Here is a 16,769-nt window from a genome sequence, read left to right on the forward strand (position 1 = left end):
CATTGAAGGGGCCGGGCGCGCGCGCTCAGCCCGCGCCGAGCAGCGCGGAAATCTGATAGGTTGCGAAGGCTGCGAGATAGGCCAGCGCGAACATGTAGACCACTGCGACCCACATCCATTTCGCCGAGCCCGCCTCGCGCCGGATCACCGCCAGGGTGGAGATGCATTGCGGCGCGAAGATATACCATGCGAGCAGCGCCAGCGCGGTGCCGAGGCTCCACTGATCGGTGAGCGTGTGGATCAGCCCGTTCTCGCCGCCCACTGCATAGACCGTGGCCAGCCCTGCGACCGCGACTTCGCGCGCGGCCATGCCCGGCACCAGCGCCACGGCGATCTGCCAGTTGAAGCCCAGAGGCGCGAGGATCGGGGCGACGAACTTGCCGATCATCGCGGCGAAGGAATAGTTGATCGCGGGCTGCGTCGCGCCTTCGGGGGTCATCGGGAAGGTCGACAGGACCCAGATCACCACCATCGCCCAGAAGATCACCGTGCCCGCGCGGCGCAGGAAGACCCGCGCGCGCTGGTAAAGCCCCAGCGCGATATTGCGCAGGATCGGCATCTTGTAATCGGGCAGGTCGAGCATCAGCGGCGCCGAGCGCTCTTCGCGGGCAAAGAGGTAGCGCGCGACGAAGGCCACCGCGAGCACCGAGAACACACCCGCGGCGTAGAGGCCGAACATCACCAGCCCCTGCAGGCTCAGCCCGCCGAGGACTTTCGTGTTCGGGATGAAGGCCGCGATGATCAGCGTATAGACGGGAATGCGTGCCGAGCATGTCATCAGCGGCGCCACGAGGATCGTCGTCAGCCGGTCGCGTTTGTTGTCGATCACCCGCGCCGCCATGATGCCGGGGATCGCGCAGGCGAAGCTCGACAGAAGCGGGATGAAGGCCCGCCCGTTCAGCCCTGCGCGGCCCATGATCCGGTCCATCAGGAAGGCCGCCCGCGCCATGTAGCCGAAATCTTCCAGCAGCAGGATGAAGAGGAAGGTGAACAGGATCTGCGGCAGGAAGATGATGACCGAGCCGATGCCCGCGATCAGCCCGTCCGAGATGAAGCTTTGCACCAGCCCCTCGGGCATCACCTGCGCCACCAGCACGCCCAGAGAGCTGAAGGCCCAGTCGATCGCATCCATGAACGGCGCGGCCCATGAAAAGACCGCCTGAAACATCACGAAGAGAACCGCGAGGAGAATGATCGGCCCCGCAATCGGGTTGAGCACCACGCGGTCGATCTTGGCAGAGATCGTATCCGGCTCGGGCGGCTGGATCACATGGGTCTTCACCAACCGCTCGGCCTCGCGCATCGAGACCCGCATGTCATGGGTGCTGGGAACGGCCCAGCTCGACGGTTGCGGGTCGTCGAGGCCGGCTTCCAGCATCGGATCCACTGCGGACCACAGCTCGTCCAGCCCGCCGCGGCGGACGGCGGTCGCGGGGATCACCGGGATGCCCAGCTCCTCGCTCAGCGCGACATGGTCGATCTGCAACCCGCGATGGCGCGCGATGTCGATCATGTTCAGGATCATCACGATCGGCAGACCGATCTTCTTGAGCTCCGAGACCAGACGCAGCGCACCGCGCAGGTTGGTCGCATCGCCCACCGCGAGGATCATATCGGGGACACGCTCGCCGGGGCGCTGGCCCAGCAGTACGTCGCGGGTCACTTCCTCATCGGGGGAGCGGGCGCGCAGGCTATGCGTGCCCGGCAGGTCGATCAGCGCGAACTTGCGCCCCGCAGGCGTGGTGGCCACGCCGACTTTGCGCTCCACGGTCACGCCGGAATAATTGCCGACCTTCTGCGTCGCGCCGGTCATCGCGTTGAACAGCGCCGTCTTGCCGCAATTGGGCGCGCCGACGAGCGCGGCCTCGATCGGCTGGGCGTCGGGGTCGGTCTGAGAGGCTTTGGGCTGGTTTATGGCAGGTGCCGACGTCATTCCGCGAGGATGGCCATCGCCTCGGCACGCCGCAGAGCGACGGTGGTGTCGTTCACGCGCACCGCGATCGGATCGCGCCCGAACGGACCTTCGTGAAGGATGTGGACCGAAGCGCCCTCGATGAAGCCAAGCTCCAGCAGGCGCAGTTCCAACTCGTCCGCGTCATAGCCGTCTTTCCCGGCAAGCGGGCAGACGGAAACCAGAGTGCCCCGGAACCCACGACGGCACTGGCCAAGCGGCAGCGCGCATTTGCAGGTTTCGTTCTCGATAGGGCTGGCCTTCATAAGGGCACCTCCGTGACGGGTCGCGAGTCATTCTTCGCTTCCTATAGACAGGAGATAGTCTGGAAATTGATCTCTGACAAATGAAGTCTGGTATTTTCCCGGCTTCGTGATCGATTATTTTTGTCAGGAATTTAGAAGGACTCTAAATTGTTATGTAAGTATCTGGAATGGTTTATGTGAATGGGAAAGGCGCCGCCCCCTTGGGAGCGACGCCTTCAGGCCGGTTTTCCGCCGGATCGACCCCTCAATGCTCGCGGAAAGCGCGGTTCATCGAATCCACCACCGGTTTCGCGATGTATTGGGCGAAGGTCCGCGACGCGGTCTGGATCATCACTTCGACCGGCATACCGGGCATCGGCGCGAAGCCCGGCACCCGGCGCAGTTCCGAGGCGGGCAGGCGGATGCGGGCGATATAGACCTCGCGCGGATGCTCGCCCGAGCGCTCCACGATCGCGTCGGCGGAGATGTAATAGACCTCCCCGATCAGGATCGGCGTCGTGCGCTGGTTGAGAGCCGAAAGCCGCACCGAGGCCTCCTGTCCGACCTTGATCGCGTCGATATCGGTACGTGCGATCATCGTCTCGATGATCAGCGGCGCTTCCGAGGGCAGGATCTCGGCGATCACCTTGCCCGCCTCGATCACGCCGCCCGCGCCGGAATAGTTCAGGCGCACCACGGTGCCGGAAACGGGACTGTCGATCACGACGCGCTTCAGGATGGAGGTGGCCTTGCGCTCTTGTTCGCGCACGGAATCCAGCTCCGCCTGCACGGTCTCCAGCTCATCGAGCGCGGCCTGCTTGTGGGTTTCGATCGTCTGCGTGGTCTGCGCCTGATATTTCGCGCGCATCTCCTCGCTCTCGCCGATCTCCGCCTTGAGGCGTCCGATCTGTCCCTCCGCATCGGCCAGAGCGCGCAGCAGGGCATTCAGTTCGGTCCGCCGGATCAGGCCGCTCTCGTAGAGTTTCGCCTTGCTCTCATGGTCCTGGGCCAACAGGTCGCGCTGGGCCTCCGTGGCGATCAACTGCGCGCGATAGCCTTCCGCGCGGCTTTCCATGGCGGCGATATTGCGGGCCAGAAGGTCCAGCTCGCTCTGCACTTTCGCCCGTGTCACCTCGAAAGCGAGGCGCTGCGAGTCCATCATCGCGGCGATCTCCGCATCGCGCCGGGCCTCTTGAAGCCATTCCGGAAAGACCAGTTCGCGCCAGCCGTCATATTCGGCCTGAATCCGGGCCTCCATCGACGTCAGTCGCGCACGGCGCAGAAACAGCGCGCGTTCATTGGCCAGAGCCGAGGTCTCGTCGAGGCGAAGGAGCGGCTCTCCAGCGGTGACGAAATCGCCCTCGGAGACGTTGATCTCCTTGATAATCCCGCCTTCGAGGTGCTGGATCATCTTGTTGCGGCCCGTGGCCACGAACGAGCCCGGCGCCATCACGGCGGCGGCGAGCGGCGCGCTGAAGGCCCAGATGCCGAAACCCCCGAAGGCCATCACGAAGATCATCATGCCGACGATGACGAGCGTTTTGATGTTGCGCGGGACCTCGGTTGACCAGTCGCGGATCTCGGCGGATTGGAGCGGGTTGGTCAGAAGGAGTGTCATGCCGTTGCTCCTTGCATGTGCGCGTTTGCGGCGGCGGTGGCGGTCTGGGCCGCTGCGCGCTGTTGCTGCACCTGCTGGGCCTTGGCCTGCTTGCGCCGCTCCAGTTCCGCGAGCATCTGATCGCGCCAGCCGAACATCGCGATATTGCCGTCGTTGAGCAGCATGATCTTGTCGACCGCGCTGAGCAGCGAGGGTTTCTGCGTGACCACGACCACCGTGATCCCGTTCGCCTTCGCATGGCCGAGCGCGCGCACGAGAGCCGCATCGCCCTGGGTGTCGAGGTTCGAGTTCGGCTCGTCCAGCACCACGAATTTCGGATCGCCGAAGAAGGCGCGGGCCAGACCGATCCGCTGCTTTTGTCCGCCCGAGAGCGGTGAGCCGTCGGAGGCCACGACCGTCTCGTAGCCCTGCGGCAACGAGGCGATCATCTCATGCACATCGGCGAGCGCGGCGGCGCGGTGGATCGCGGCGTCGCTCGCATCCTCGCGCATCCGGGCGATGTTCTGCTTGATCGTGCCCGGGAAGAGCTGCACGTCTTGCGGCAGATAGCCGATGCATTCCCCGAATTGCCGCGGGTCCCAGTTACGGATGTCCATCAGATCCAGCCGCACCGCCCCCGAGGTCGGCAGAACCGATCCCACCAGCATCTTGCCGAGCGTCGTCTTGCCCGCGCCCGAATTGCCGATGATCGCAAGCTGATCGCCCGGCGCGAGCGAGAAGGTCAGCGCGTTCAGCACGACATGCTTGGTGCCCTGCGGGACATAGAGGAGACGCTCGATATCGAGCCGCCCCTCGACCTTGGGCAGGCGCAGCTTGTCGTTGCGGGTCTTGGCCGAGGCCAGAAGCTGGCCGACCCGATCGTAGGCGCCGCGTGCCAGCAGGAACGAGTTCCAGCCCTCGATCGCACCTTCGATCGGCGCGAGCGCACGGCCCGCCACGATCGAGGCGGCGATCACCATGCCGCCGGTGATCTGCCCGTCGAGCGCGAGATAGGCACCCCAGCCGAGCATCCCGATCTGGGTGAACAGGCGGAACATCCGCGACGCGGAGGCGGTGAAGACGTTGCGGTCCTGCGCCTCGGTCTGCGCGCGCAGCGAGGCGGCGGTATCGCGGCCCCAAATCGACACGGCCTCGGGGATCATCGCCATCGCATTGATGATCTGGCTGTTGCGCGACATCGACTCGAGGTGAAGGTTCGCTTTGGTCTGCGCGACATTGGCGCGGCGGAAGCCCTCCGAGGTGATCTTCTGGTTGATCCAGGCGAAGATCATCAGGATCAGCGCGGTCACGACCACGATCGTCCCCAGATGCGGGTGGATCAGGAAGACCGCGAGTACGAAGATCGGTGTGAAGGGCACGTCGAGAAAGGACAGCAGCGTGCCGGACACGAGAAAGCTCCGCAGCGCGTTGAGATCGCCCAGAACCTGATATTCGCGCCCATTGGAATGCAGCGAGGCCTGCGCCGCCGCCGACAGGACCGGCGCGCCCAGACGGGCTGCCACATCCACCGCCGAGCGCATCAGCACCAGCCGGCGTACCGCATCGAGCAGCGTCTGCACCACGATCGCACCGATGATCACGATGGTCAGCATCACCAGCGTATCGGTCGAGCGCGAGGTGAAGACCCGGTCGGAAATCTGGAACAGGTAGATCGGCACCGCGAGGATCAGGATATTCGTGGCGCAGGTCATCAGCACGACGAAGGCCATGTTCGTCCGCAGCCGCTTTTTCATGTCATGCAGCGTGCGGGTGAAATCCACCGGGCCGAGACGCTTGTGAAAAGCGGGAGTGGAGGGTGGCGCCGGTGGGGAGCCGGAGGCATTTTGCGCGGGGACACGACCCGCCTCCTTTCGGGCGTCAGCACCACCCTCCGTCCGGGCGGCGACTGTTTCGACAGTCCCCTCCGCGCCGGTCTCGTCGGCTTGCGCTTCCGCCTCGGGGCCGTCGCCCGCTGCGGCTTCCGCCTGCCGTTTCTCTGTCGGATCGGTCTCTTGCCGATCCTCGTTCTGAGCCATCGCGTCATGACCATCTTGGCGGTTCGCCTGCCCCCCGGCGGCGTCGTCAGTCCTGTCTTTCATCGAAGTTCCCCTAGTAAATGAAGTTCCGCGCCCCCGTCAGGCCAGAACCGTGTGCAATGCATCGAGCGACCCGCTTCCCCCTTGGGAGCCCGGATGCACTTGGAATTCCTCGTCGTCATAACTCGGCGCGTTCTCGATCATCCCGTCCGCGAGGAAGGCGACCGCCTCCGAGGCGAGCGCCCCTTCGCTGGAACTCGTCGGGCCCAGAGGATCACCGCTGCCGTCATCCATCATGCCCGCCTGCCAGATCACCGCGTCGGAATAGACGCCATCGGCGGCCATGATGGTGCTGTCGACGCCCGCGACGGTCAGCGACCCGACATTGCCGAGCGTGTTGCCGCCCGCGTCGATGTCGAACTCGCCCGGCCCGTCGAGCGAAATCAGGTCGGCGTCTTCGAGAATGTTGATCTGGGTGAGGTTGTCCCGGATGATCAGGTCGCCCTCGATATAGAGCACCCGCAGCGCCATCTGGCCGCCCAGAAGCTCGTCGCCCAGCAACCCTTCGACCGCGTCGAAGGCCGCGCCCGGGGGCATCGAATAGCCTTCGCCCGGGTTCGGATCGAGGCCGCCGTAGATCTCGGAGAGCTGGTCGAGCACGTTCTGATATTGCTCGTCCATCTCCATATGCTGGTCGATGCCTACCTTGGTCAGATGCGCCTCGTTCCACAGCAGATTGTCCTCGCTCGACACATGGCCCGCGCCGGCCTGTCCGACGCCACCCGATCCGCTCATCACCAGATCGTCGTCGAGCAGCACGTTGATCTGCTCGAGCTGCGCGATCTCGTACATGTTGCCGCCGATCATGATCAGATCGAAATGCGTACCAATTTCCAGCAGGAGCTGCAGGTTGACGGTCGAGTTGTCGCCCATCACGATCTCGGAGGAAAAGGAGCCGAATTCGAAGCTCACCAGATCTCCGTCGGAAACCGCGTTCACCTGCGTCGTATGGTTATCGATGATCAGGTCGCCGCGAATTTCCGTCATCGCGATCATGCTGGCCCCGGGGGGCATCACGAGGTTGAGGAAATTCGCGGGATTGGCCTCTTGGGTGTAGACAGCGACGTTGTGGGCCTGCGACGCGAGCGGGTCATAACCCTCCGCGTTCCCGAGACCTTTCCCGCCAGCGCTGTTGCCGGTGCCGTGATGGCCCAGTCCGGGTTTCATATCCGCGTCGCGCAGCACGTTGACCTGCGAGATCACCGAGAGCGACGTCATCGACCCGCCCACCGCGATCACCGGCGCGTCGAGCCAGTCATGCACCGACTGCGATTGGTTCAGCAGAAGGTTGTTGCCGGTGCTCAGGCTCTGCACGATTTCCAGCGCCAAGCCAGCCGGATCGACGGGCATATCGGGGCTTTGGACCAGCCCGGCCGCACCGTCTCCGTCGCCGCCGATCCCATCGGTCTCGACCTCGACCACACCTTCGCCGAGCGGTGCGTCCTCTTCCTCGTCCTCAGACGGATCGCGCGCTTCCAGCCGCAGCTTCAGCGTCTCGGGCAGTTCTTCCATGAGCTGCCCGTCGAACACCACTTCACCCGAGAAGGCGGGCGGCAGGGGAGAGGTGGCCTCCGCTTCATCGCCCTCGAGGCTTTCGCCTTGCAATTCGGTCATCGCCGCCGGATCGGCTGCGCCCTCTTCGAGGCCGTCTTCCTCCTCCGCGTCGGTGGGCGCGGCGAAGATCGTCTCGCTGCGGAACATCGCAGCCGTCGCACCACCGGGCACGGCCTCGGGATCGAGCGCGTCGATCTGCGCGATCAGCGTCTCCGTCTGCGCTTCGATGGTCGTGCCCACAGGCGCGGTGCTCACCGTCAGCGCATCGGCATAATCCGCGAGCGCCATCAGCTTCGATGAGGTCGCCTCCGGGCCATATTCATCCATCAATCCCGCCGGCATCATGAAGGGCTTGTCGTAAAGCACGTCATGATCGGTCAGCATGTTGATCTGCGAGGTGATGTGCAGCACCGACGAGGGCGGGGTCATTCCGAGGAACATCTGAGGCGGTATCGGAACGGGCGGAAACTCATAAGGCGGGATCGCGAACTGGCCGGGCGGCAACCCGGGCGGTGCGATGTCGCGCAGCTGGAAATCGTCGACGAAGGGCAGCCAGGGTGCGCCAGACGGCGGGGCCAAGGGCAGTTTCAGCCAAATCGCCGGGCCGAAATCTTCCAGCGCGTAATTCGAACTGATGCTGACATTGACGGAAAGCAGCTCCCCCGGCGTAGGCGTGGAAGCCTGCAGCGCGCGGAAAGCGTCGTATTCCTGTCGGGCGACATTGGTCTCGGTCGTCTGATTGAAGGCACCGATGAAATGGGCGATGATTTCGGTCTGCCGATCAAGCATCTTCCTTCCCCCCTTCATGACGCTGAAAACCCGCGCTTGGAAGCGGGTGGTCAGACTGTCGGTTCATCGCATCTGGCGGGCGATTGCCGCCGAGGTCAGGTCCGGGCGTGATGCGATGTGAAACGGCCCGAACGGGATGCGGCGCGCCTCCGGGAGAGGCGCGCCGCGTGTTTGCTTACGAGGCGTCGTCGTCGCCGATATAGGAGGACGACAGGTTCCCGCCGACCACGGTCGTATCGACTGCGTTGCCAAGGATGTTGGCACCCATCACGATCGACTGGTTGAACGCGGTGGTGTCGATGGCCGCGCTCGCATCGGCATAGGAGTGGCCGGTGACGATACCATCATCGCCATTGCCCGAACCCCAGTTGCCGAGGCTACCGCCATTGCCGCCGCCGCCTGCGGTGACGTCGCCACCGCCGTTACCGCCGCCAGCATAGCCACCCGTCGCATTCGCCGCGCCACCGGTTGCCGCCGCACCGGTCGAGGACCAGCCGTAGCCGTCGCCGCCGTTGCCGCCGTCGCCGCCGTAACCCGTGCCGGTGCCGTTGCCGGTGCCGGTGCCAGTCGCCGCTGCATCAGCCATTGCCTGACCGTAATCGGTCGCGGTCGCATCGCCAGCACCGCCCATTTGCGGGCCGTGGTGATGCTTCATCATCGGCATGCCGCCGCCTTCGCCGGATTCTGCGACCGCGCCGCCTTCTTGCGCTCCAGCACCCGCCTGGGCGCCGCCCATGCCGAGGCCGAGGCCCAGACCGAGGCCTGCGCCACCGTCGCCGCCGTCATCGCCTTCACCCTCGGTGTTCGAGGCTGCGATCGAGACGCCGCCGGTCGACAGCGCGATACCGCCACCCGCGAGTGCAGCGCCACCGGACGAGCCGACATCCTCGGCGCCGTTGCCGCCTTCGGAGGATGCGTCGATCCCGTCATCCGACTCCGCCGAATTCCCCTTGATGGTTCCATCCGTCTGGAAATTCGCGTTGTTGGAAACGCTCGGATTGTTAAGCGTGTCGTTGTCGGTGAGCGTGTTGGCCTGCGTGTTGACCATCATCACGTCATTGCCCATGCCGTTGAGCATGTCGCTGAGGTTGATGTCGTCACCCGGATCGTAGTCGTAGCTGTAGGTCATGTCGCCATCGGCAAAGACCATGTCGCCCACGTTCGAGTTGTCGATATCCGCGAAGTCATTGTCTTCGCCGAAGATGCCCTCATCCGGGAAATCGATCGTGATGGTGTTGGTGTTGGCCGCCTGCGAGCTGGAGTTCGAGTCGGTGTCGACACGGTTGTGGTTCGTGTCGTCGAGACGGTTGGTGTTGTCTACGTCAGCACCCTCAGCATAGGCACCGGCACCAGCCATCGCACCCGCGCCAGCAATCGCACCGGCATCAGCGTCCGAATTCGACTCGCTGTTGGCATGCTGATGCTGCTGCTGTTGTTGCTGCTGCTCCTGCTCCTGCGTGTCGGGACCCGGCTTGTGCATGTCGCCCTTGTCGTGATGATCATGCGGGCCGCTCGGCTTTTGACCCGGATCTCCGTAATAACGCTTACTCATTGTCTCACTCCCAGTTGTTCGGTCCGGGATCCGTCACTCTGTCTAAAACGGATATGGTCGGACCATTGCGATCAGGGCTTTCGCCCCGGTGAATGTCCGCTTCCCCAACCGCTCGGTACCCCTGTCCCGGTCCCCGAATCGAGCGATTCGCAGGTGGGTCACCCTTTCCGGGCGGGATGTGGAAACAGACGAGTCACAGCCCCCAGCTGCGACACGATCATCCTGCGCCCCGTGATCCAGAGGACCTAGCTAGCAAATGGGTCTAGCCAATCGGATCGGCTTCCTAACCGCCTGAAAAACATCCGTTTCTCTACGCGTCCTGTGCTGAATCCTGCGGAATCCCGGACTATCTGGGAGATTTTCACGAAGCCGTCACAAATGCCGAGGCCGGGACAAGGTCTAGTGGCGGCAAACGGGAGAGCTACCACTTGTGACGCCTCTCAAGCGGCGCTGAGCGGAAAAACCGTGATTCCGTTTCCGATTCGGGTAGGATTACGCTGCGTAAGAGAATCCTTACCATTGGGTAAACACTTCGGGTAACGCTGATCTCACTGGTCCGTGATATGGTGGATGCGGGCGGTATGACGTGGGGTTAACCGTCCGAACATTTGAGTTCAGGGTAGGATGAGGGGGCCGCCATGAATGCGTTGTATAAGAGTGAACCTGCGGGAGCGCGTGTGATGCCGTCTTGCCGCAAACAAGATGCTGCGATCTGCTTTCTCGGCGCGTCGCATGTTTTTTCCGATACCGTTTTGCGAACCGTGGATGCCGAAGTGACACCGGCAAAATGCCTGCGTCTGGACGATTTCGAGACGCTGCTAGAGGAACTGCGGTCCGACGGTTGGATCGAGGATCACGGCGCGCTGTGCTCGCTGATCGTCGACGAGGACCACGCCGATGGTCTCGTCGCGCTGGCGGGACGCCGTGACCCGCTTCTGTCGCGCGTGAAGCTGATCGTCGCGATTGAAGACGAGGCGTATGCGCAAGATCTGATGACGCGCCACGGCGCAGCGATCCTGTCGAACCACATCAGCCTGCTGCCGATGAACGTCAATCTGACGACGTGGCTCTTGATCCTGCGGATGATCGTCTCGGGAGGGCACTATATCCCGCCCGCGCTTCTGGGCTGCCGCCCGGCAGAGCCGCCGATCTCGGCACTGAACGGATCGGCCGAGACGGAGGCTGCGCATGCGATCGACGTTTCGGGGCTGACACCGCGCGAGACCGAGGTGCTCGAGATGCTCGCCTCGGGGCAGCCGAACAAGATCATCGCAGGGCAGCTGAATCTCTCCGAACATACGGTGAAGCTGCATATTCACCGGATCATCGGGAAGCTCGGCGTGACCAACCGCACCGAGGCGGCGATCTGGTATCACCGTAGCCGGAGTGCCTAAGGACCCGCCCACGCCGACGGAGATGCGCCCGCCGGATTTCGATCAGTTCCTGATGCAGATCGGGCGCATCAACTACGCGTGGACCAATACGGAGAGCCTGCTGATCCATCTGATCGCTGGGCTCGCCGGGACCGACAAGGGTGTCGCGACGATCATCCATCTGACGCTGAACACGACGCGGGCGCGGCTCGATCTGGTAGATCGGCTGGCCAAGCGCGACGACTGCCCCTGCGCGCCGAAGGCCTGCGAACGGGTGCTGGCCGTGTCAGCGCGGATGAAGAAAGTCTCGGGGCTGCGCAATCATTTCAACCATTGCCTCTACGCCTTCGACGAGGGCGGAGGGCCGGTGCGCGCGATCCAGATGCGGATCGCGGATCGCAAGACGAGTCTGAGAATGGGAGAGGAAAGCGTTCTGGACCGCGCGACGCTTGCCGATCTGGAAGCTGCGCTTGTGGAAATGCAGGCGATCAATGCAGAGATCTGGGCGATCGCCAAGGACTATGGAATGCCGCTGTAAAGGGAGCAGAGGGATTACAAAGGCGCGGCGCGCAAGCTCAGTTGCGCATCTGGCGTCCCAGCGCCTCGGCCAGTTCCCACGGGTTCGTCGGCTTCGAGAAGACGGGAATTTCCGGCATGATCGACTGGAAGGCGAGCGGCAGCGGCTCGGCCGTGTTCACCACCAAGGGCACTTCACGCTTCCACAGCTCGACGATCAGGGCCTCCGCCGAGCCGTCCAGCAGGTTCATGTCGAGGATCGCGCCATCGACCGATACCGCGTCATCGGACAGGGCGGCACGTGCGCGCGCCAGGGTCGCGAACGGGCCCGCAACCTGACCGCCCGCCTCCTCGACCGAGAAGGCGATGTCATAGGCGATGAATAATTCATCTTCTACAACGAGGACATTGCTGCCCTCGAGGCAAGAAATACTGCTCTGTAGCATGGGCTATACTACCCTTTTATCAGGTCCATTGGCACGGTCATGCGAGCTTGGAACCCGTCGGGAACCCATTCGGTTCCATAGGTTCCTCGCAATTGGCCCTGAATTGTGAGGTCGATCAAGCGAGACCCGAAGCCGCTGTTGCTCGGCTGCACCAGTTCTCCGGGGTGGCCGCTTTCCCGCCAGTCGAGTTCGAGCTGGCCCGACGCCTCGCGCCAAGTCAGCTCCAGACGCCCCGCATCATGCGACAGCGCCCCGTATTTCACCGCGTTGGTCGCCAGTTCGTGGATCACCAGCGCGAGGTTGGTCGAGCCCGCATGGTTCAGCGCGATATCGGGACCGTCGAAGATCAGCCGCGGATCGTCGAGATTGGTGTAGGGCGAGAGCACACCCAGCAACAATTCACGCAGTTCGACCATGCCGCGGAAATTGCGTTCGGGCGTGGCGGTCGGATTGATCAGTTCATGGGCGCGGGCAAGAGCGCCGATGCGTTCGCGCAGCCCCCGCGCCATTTCCTCCGGCGTCTTCGCATGGCGCGCGGTCATGCCGACCAGCCCCGACATCATCGCGAAGGCGTTCTTGACCCGGTGATTGAGCTCGCGCGTCAGCGTGTCGCGCGCCTGCGCAAGCTGCCGCTCCTCGGTCACGTCGCGCAGATAGGCGAGGATCGCGCCGTTGTCGGGATAAAGCCGCGCCTCCAGAATCCGGCCATCGCGCCCGTCCTGATCGGCGACCGTCGGCACGCCGGTGCGCCGGGCCTCTTCCAGGGCGTTGGCGAGATTGCTGCCGATCAGATGCGGCGCGGTCTCCCAGAGCGACCGCCCGACCGCCTGTGCCTCCGTCTCGGCGCCCACCGACTCGCGGATGCGGGTGCGCATGACCGAATTGGCGAACCGGATTTTGTCCTCGCTGTCGAGTTCGATGATCGCGTCGAAGGTGATCTCGTGAAAATGCGCAAGCCGCCGGTCGACGTCGGCGGCATGTTCACGCGCCGCGTTCAGGTCCGAGATGTCGAGCGCGGTGGCCACGGCCACGGGCGGATCGCAATCGACCCGCTGCGCCGAGACGAGCAAATTACGCTCTGGCCCGTCATGGGGCACGCAGCGCAGCTCCATATGGCTAACCGTTTCGCCATGCCGCGCCGCGCGCACGATGGGAAACTCGCTCAGGCTGAGCTTGCGCCCTTCCGGCGTGTAGGCGTCGAAGGGGAGCTGCTTGCTCACGTCGCCGTCCTTCACGCCGAACATCTCGATCGCGGTGGCGTTCAGATCGATTAGCCGGCCGGATCCCATTTCGGCTACGCCGACGCCGATCGGCATCTGGTCGAGAACGGCGCGGAACCGGTTTTCCTCGCGATGGGCGACATTGATCTGACGTCGCAGCCGGATTTCCGCCTCGACCCCGGCGGCGATGTCGGACAGCGCCTCGTATTCTTCTTCGGTCCACCGCCGCGCTTCCCGGTCGATCAGGCAGAACGCGCCCAGCGGCTGCCCGTCGATCGTGCGCAGCGGCACCCCGAGATAGGCGGTCACACCCAGATCGCGCACCGCGCCATTGTCGCGCAGCACCGAGTCCTCGCGCGCATCGGGCACGTTCAGCGGCGCATCGGACTCCACGACATAGCGGCAGAAGGAATGGCTAAGCGGCGTCTCGGAGGGGGCGTCCGGACCATCCAGCCCGGTTTGCGCCACGAAGACCTGCCGGTTCTCATCGACCATGGAAACCAGCGAGACAGGCACTCCGGTCACACGGGTGGCGAGCCGTGTCGCACGCTCGAAGATTTCCGCAGGCGCACTCTCCAGCAGGCCGGTCTCGCGCAACGCCCGAAGGCGCGCCGGATCGGCGAGTTTGGACCGTTCTTCACCGGTCAGCGGAGGGGGAATAGAGGTGTTCATGCGCAGGCTCTCATAATTCCACCTATGCCCCGAAGAAACCCATTTCGCCCAGTGTCATTTGACACGGTTGCGATCACGATTTCTGCCAAACACGATTTTCTTCTACGTTTTTCGTGACGCGATTGCTGTGTCGACGAATCGCAGAGCCAAGAGGTCGCAATCGCCCGCATTCCGAAGGCGTCTTATGCTGAATTCGTAACGCTTCCTAACGGGTGACGTTAGGTAAGGATTCGCGCAGGTTTCAGCGAACCGGCAGGAACTGGCCTAGGCGCGCGACGAAGGCCCGTTCAGCATGCCGTAGCAGGTGTCATCGTGCGCTGATCGAGCAGGAAATCGGTCACCATCGCGCCGATCCACATGCAGAACAGCGCCAGCCATGCGGTGCCTGCCAGAACGGAGGTGCCCGTCACGCCGTTGCCGATGGCGCAGCCGCCGGCGAGCATCGCGCCGAAGCCCATGAAGATCGCCCCGATCATCGAGCGCCGCATCACCGGCATCGAGTCGAAGCCCTGCCACGCGAACTGACGCGAGAAGAGCGAGCTCAGGAAAGCGCCCAGAACCACGCCGGGCACGAGGCCCACGTCGAATTCCAGCACCGAATTGCGGTCGAGGAAGAACATCAGCGTATTGGCCGAGGGGCCCGAGAAGGTGACCGAGTTCACCGGCACCGGGTCGAAAGCGACCTGGCTCAGCATGAAGGTCAGCACCCAGCCCACCGCGACGGCGAAGCCGACACCGGAGGCGAAAATCCACGTCTTCACGCCGATCTCGTTGCGCTTGGCCAGATACATGCCCGCGATGGCGAAGACGATGCCGACAGCCAGCCCGGTCCAGTCGGGAAGGTGCAGCGCGTCGAGGATATTCACGTTCTGCGCGCCGGTGATCCAGAGGCTCGCGAGCCGGTCACGCAGCGGCGCAAGGATGCCCTTGAGGCTCATCGTGGCGGTCACCGCGAAAATCAGCCCCGAGACGACCGAACGCAGGTTGCCCGTCGCCGCCAGCACGAGAAGCCGCCCCGAACAGCCGCGCGACAGCACCATGCCGACGCCGAAGAGAAGCCCGCCGATGATCGCGCCCGACCACGAGCCCGGCACCGACATCATCCGGCTGTCGCCCTGCCGGAACAGATCGAGCAATTGCGCGCTCTGCACCCAGACCAGCGCGGTCGAGAAGGTCAGGAACCATACCGCGACCTTGCCGCCCAGCTTGCCGCGCGCAAATTCCACCGTGGCAGCCCGCAGGCAGAAGTTGGATTTCTGCGCGGCCACGCCGAAGATAAGCCCGGTGATCACCCCGAAAAGCGCCGCCGTGGGGCCTTCGCCGATCCGCTCGATGAGTGCGATGATGTCCATGATCCGATCTCCCGTTCGCGCACGGGTTCTGCCAGAAACCGCAGAAACGCACATTGATCTGAGTCAGGTTGCACCTTTTGCAGACTTGTCGCGGGTGGCGCGGTCGCGTCTAAGGAGAGGATGATGAAGTTCCGATCCGTCCCTCTCGACGAGGCCCACGAGCTGCCGCGCTGGCGCAGGCCCGAGGCGCTGCTTTACGTCATGGCAACCGCCATGCCGATCTCCTTCGCCACCTGGTCGGCGCTCCTGAACAACTTCGTCATCGACGTGGTGAATTTCGACGGGGTCGATATCGGCTGGCTGCAGAGCTTCCGCGAAGTGCCGGGCTTCCTCGCGATCGGTGTGATCGTCGTGCTGTGGGTGATGCGTGAGCAGACGCTGGCCATCCTGTCGCTGCTGCTTCTCGGTGGGGCGACGGCGGTGACCGCGCTGTTTCCCAGCTTCGCCGGGCTGATCATCGTGACGCTGCTGTCCTCGATCGGGTTTCACTATTTCCAGACGGTGAACCAGTCGCTGCAATTGCAGTGGATCGACAAGGCCAAGGCGCCGCAGACGCTGGGCCGGATCGTGGCTATCGGCTCGGGCGCCTCGCTGGCGGCCTATGCGGTGCTGGTGCTGACCTGGAAGACGTTCAACCTCAGCTATGAATTCGTCTACGCCACCGCCGGGATCACGACGATGGTGATGATGGCGGCCGCCGCGCTGATCTATCCGCAATTCCACACCCGCGAGCCGCAATCGAAGAAGTTCGTGCTGCTTCGTCGCTACTGGCTCTATTACGCGATCACCTTCATGGCGGGCGCACGGCGGCAGATTTTCGTGGTCTTCGCCGCCTTCATGATGGTCGAGCGCTTCGGGCTGCGCGTGGACGAGATCACCGCGCTCTTCCTGATCAACTTTGCGGTCAACATGGCCGCCGCGCCTGCAATGGGCCGCTTCGTGCATCGCTTCGGCGAGCGCCGGGCGTTGATCTTCGAATATGTCGGGCTGACGCTGCTGTTCCTCGCCTATGGCGGCATCTACTGGTTCGGCTGGGGTATCTGGCTGGCCTGCGCGCTTTATGTGGTCGATCACCTGCTGTTCGCTCTGGCCTTCGCGCAGAAGACCTATTTCCAGAAGATCTGCGACCCCGAGGATATCGCCCCCACCGCCGCCGTCGCCTTCACGATCAACCATATCGCGGCAGTCTTCCTGCCGGTGACGCTGGGCTATCTGTGGATGGTCTCGCCCGGCGCGGTCTTCGGGCTGGCGGCCTCGATGGCGGTTATCTCGCTGGGGCTCGCGCTGCTGGTGCCGCGTCATCCCTCGAAAGGCTACGAGACGGTGCTGCAGGGCCTCGGTCCCGTTCCGGCGTGACGCCCGCTTGAACTGGAAATTCCGCCGCTCCGCGCCTATCTGAGAGGGGC

The 16,769-nt window shown here is 64.0% G+C and carries 12 protein-coding genes; 3 read left to right on the top strand and 9 right to left on the bottom strand.

Annotated features, from left to right (window positions below):
* Nucleotides 1–25: 25 nt before the first annotated feature.
* From feoB to AC2TZ7_RS04735, 6 genes are all read right to left on the bottom strand, one after another.
* A complete protein-coding gene (gene feoB, locus AC2TZ7_RS04710; protein ID WP_489866064.1) occupies nucleotides 26–1,933 on the bottom strand; it encodes a ferrous iron transporter B in 1,908 nt (635 codons plus the stop codon).
* Nucleotides 1,930–2,217: a FeoA family protein gene (locus AC2TZ7_RS04715; RefSeq protein ID WP_075775765.1), complete on the bottom strand. Its 288-nt coding sequence runs from the start codon at nucleotides 2,215–2,217 to the stop codon at nucleotides 1,930–1,932. The genes feoB and AC2TZ7_RS04715 overlap by 4 nt, the downstream gene beginning before the upstream one ends.
* A 244-nt stretch (nucleotides 2,218–2,461) precedes the next feature.
* Nucleotides 2,462–3,814, bottom strand: a complete 1,353-nt coding sequence (locus AC2TZ7_RS04720) for an HlyD family type I secretion periplasmic adaptor subunit (protein ID WP_489866065.1) — start codon at nucleotides 3,812–3,814, stop codon at nucleotides 2,462–2,464.
* Nucleotides 3,811–5,892, bottom strand: coding sequence for a type I secretion system permease/ATPase (locus AC2TZ7_RS04725; protein WP_489866066.1), 2,082 nt, complete (start codon nucleotides 5,890–5,892; stop codon nucleotides 3,811–3,813). Before AC2TZ7_RS04725 ends, AC2TZ7_RS04720 begins: the two co-directional genes overlap by 4 nt.
* 36 nt (nucleotides 5,893–5,928) lie before the next feature.
* The gene (locus AC2TZ7_RS04730; protein WP_489866067.1) at nucleotides 5,929–8,232 is read right to left on the bottom strand and encodes a hypothetical protein; all 2,304 of its coding nucleotides are present in this window, start codon (nucleotides 8,230–8,232) and stop codon (nucleotides 5,929–5,931) included.
* A 175-nt stretch (nucleotides 8,233–8,407) separates the two neighbouring features.
* On the bottom strand, nucleotides 8,408–9,784 hold the full coding sequence (locus AC2TZ7_RS04735; protein WP_489866068.1) for a hypothetical protein: 1,377 nt from the start codon (nucleotides 9,782–9,784) through the stop codon (nucleotides 8,408–8,410).
* 773 nt (nucleotides 9,785–10,557) lie between these two features.
* Here AC2TZ7_RS04735 and AC2TZ7_RS04740 point away from each other — a divergent pair.
* Both AC2TZ7_RS04740 and AC2TZ7_RS04745 read left to right on the top strand, forming a co-directional pair.
* Nucleotides 10,558–11,178: a helix-turn-helix transcriptional regulator gene (locus AC2TZ7_RS04740; protein WP_489866069.1), complete on the top strand. Its 621-nt coding sequence runs from the start codon at nucleotides 10,558–10,560 to the stop codon at nucleotides 11,176–11,178.
* Nucleotides 11,171–11,695, top strand: coding sequence for a hypothetical protein (locus AC2TZ7_RS04745; RefSeq protein ID WP_255266387.1), 525 nt, complete (start codon nucleotides 11,171–11,173; stop codon nucleotides 11,693–11,695). Before AC2TZ7_RS04740 ends, AC2TZ7_RS04745 begins: the two co-directional genes overlap by 8 nt.
* A 37-nt stretch (nucleotides 11,696–11,732) precedes the next feature.
* Here the strand turns inward: AC2TZ7_RS04745 and AC2TZ7_RS04750 are convergent, their stop codons facing one another.
* The 3 genes from AC2TZ7_RS04750 to AC2TZ7_RS04760 all read right to left on the bottom strand — a co-directional run bounded on the left by AC2TZ7_RS04750 (nucleotide 11,733) and on the right by AC2TZ7_RS04760 (nucleotide 15,363).
* Nucleotides 11,733–12,119 carry a response regulator gene (locus AC2TZ7_RS04750; protein WP_098409795.1) on the bottom strand — a complete coding sequence of 129 codons (387 nt, stop codon included), beginning with the start codon at nucleotides 12,117–12,119 and terminating at the stop codon, nucleotides 11,733–11,735.
* A gap of 8 nt (nucleotides 12,120–12,127) precedes the next feature.
* Nucleotides 12,128–14,011 carry a GAF domain-containing protein gene (locus AC2TZ7_RS04755; protein WP_489866070.1) on the bottom strand — a complete coding sequence of 628 codons (1,884 nt, stop codon included), beginning with the start codon at nucleotides 14,009–14,011 and terminating at the stop codon, nucleotides 12,128–12,130.
* A 287-nt stretch (nucleotides 14,012–14,298) separates the two neighbouring features.
* Entirely contained in the window at nucleotides 14,299–15,363 is a 1,065-nt protein-coding gene (locus AC2TZ7_RS04760; protein ID WP_098409797.1) for a YeeE/YedE family protein, read from the bottom strand.
* Nucleotides 15,364–15,486: 123 nt separating this feature from the next.
* Between AC2TZ7_RS04760 and AC2TZ7_RS04765 the strand changes: the two genes are divergently transcribed.
* Nucleotides 15,487–16,719: an MFS transporter gene (locus AC2TZ7_RS04765; protein WP_489866071.1), complete on the top strand. Its 1,233-nt coding sequence runs from the start codon at nucleotides 15,487–15,489 to the stop codon at nucleotides 16,717–16,719.
* The last annotated feature ends 50 nt before the right edge of the window (nucleotides 16,720–16,769 follow it).

It is taken from the genome of Thioclava sp. ISO4 (assembly GCF_058105145.1).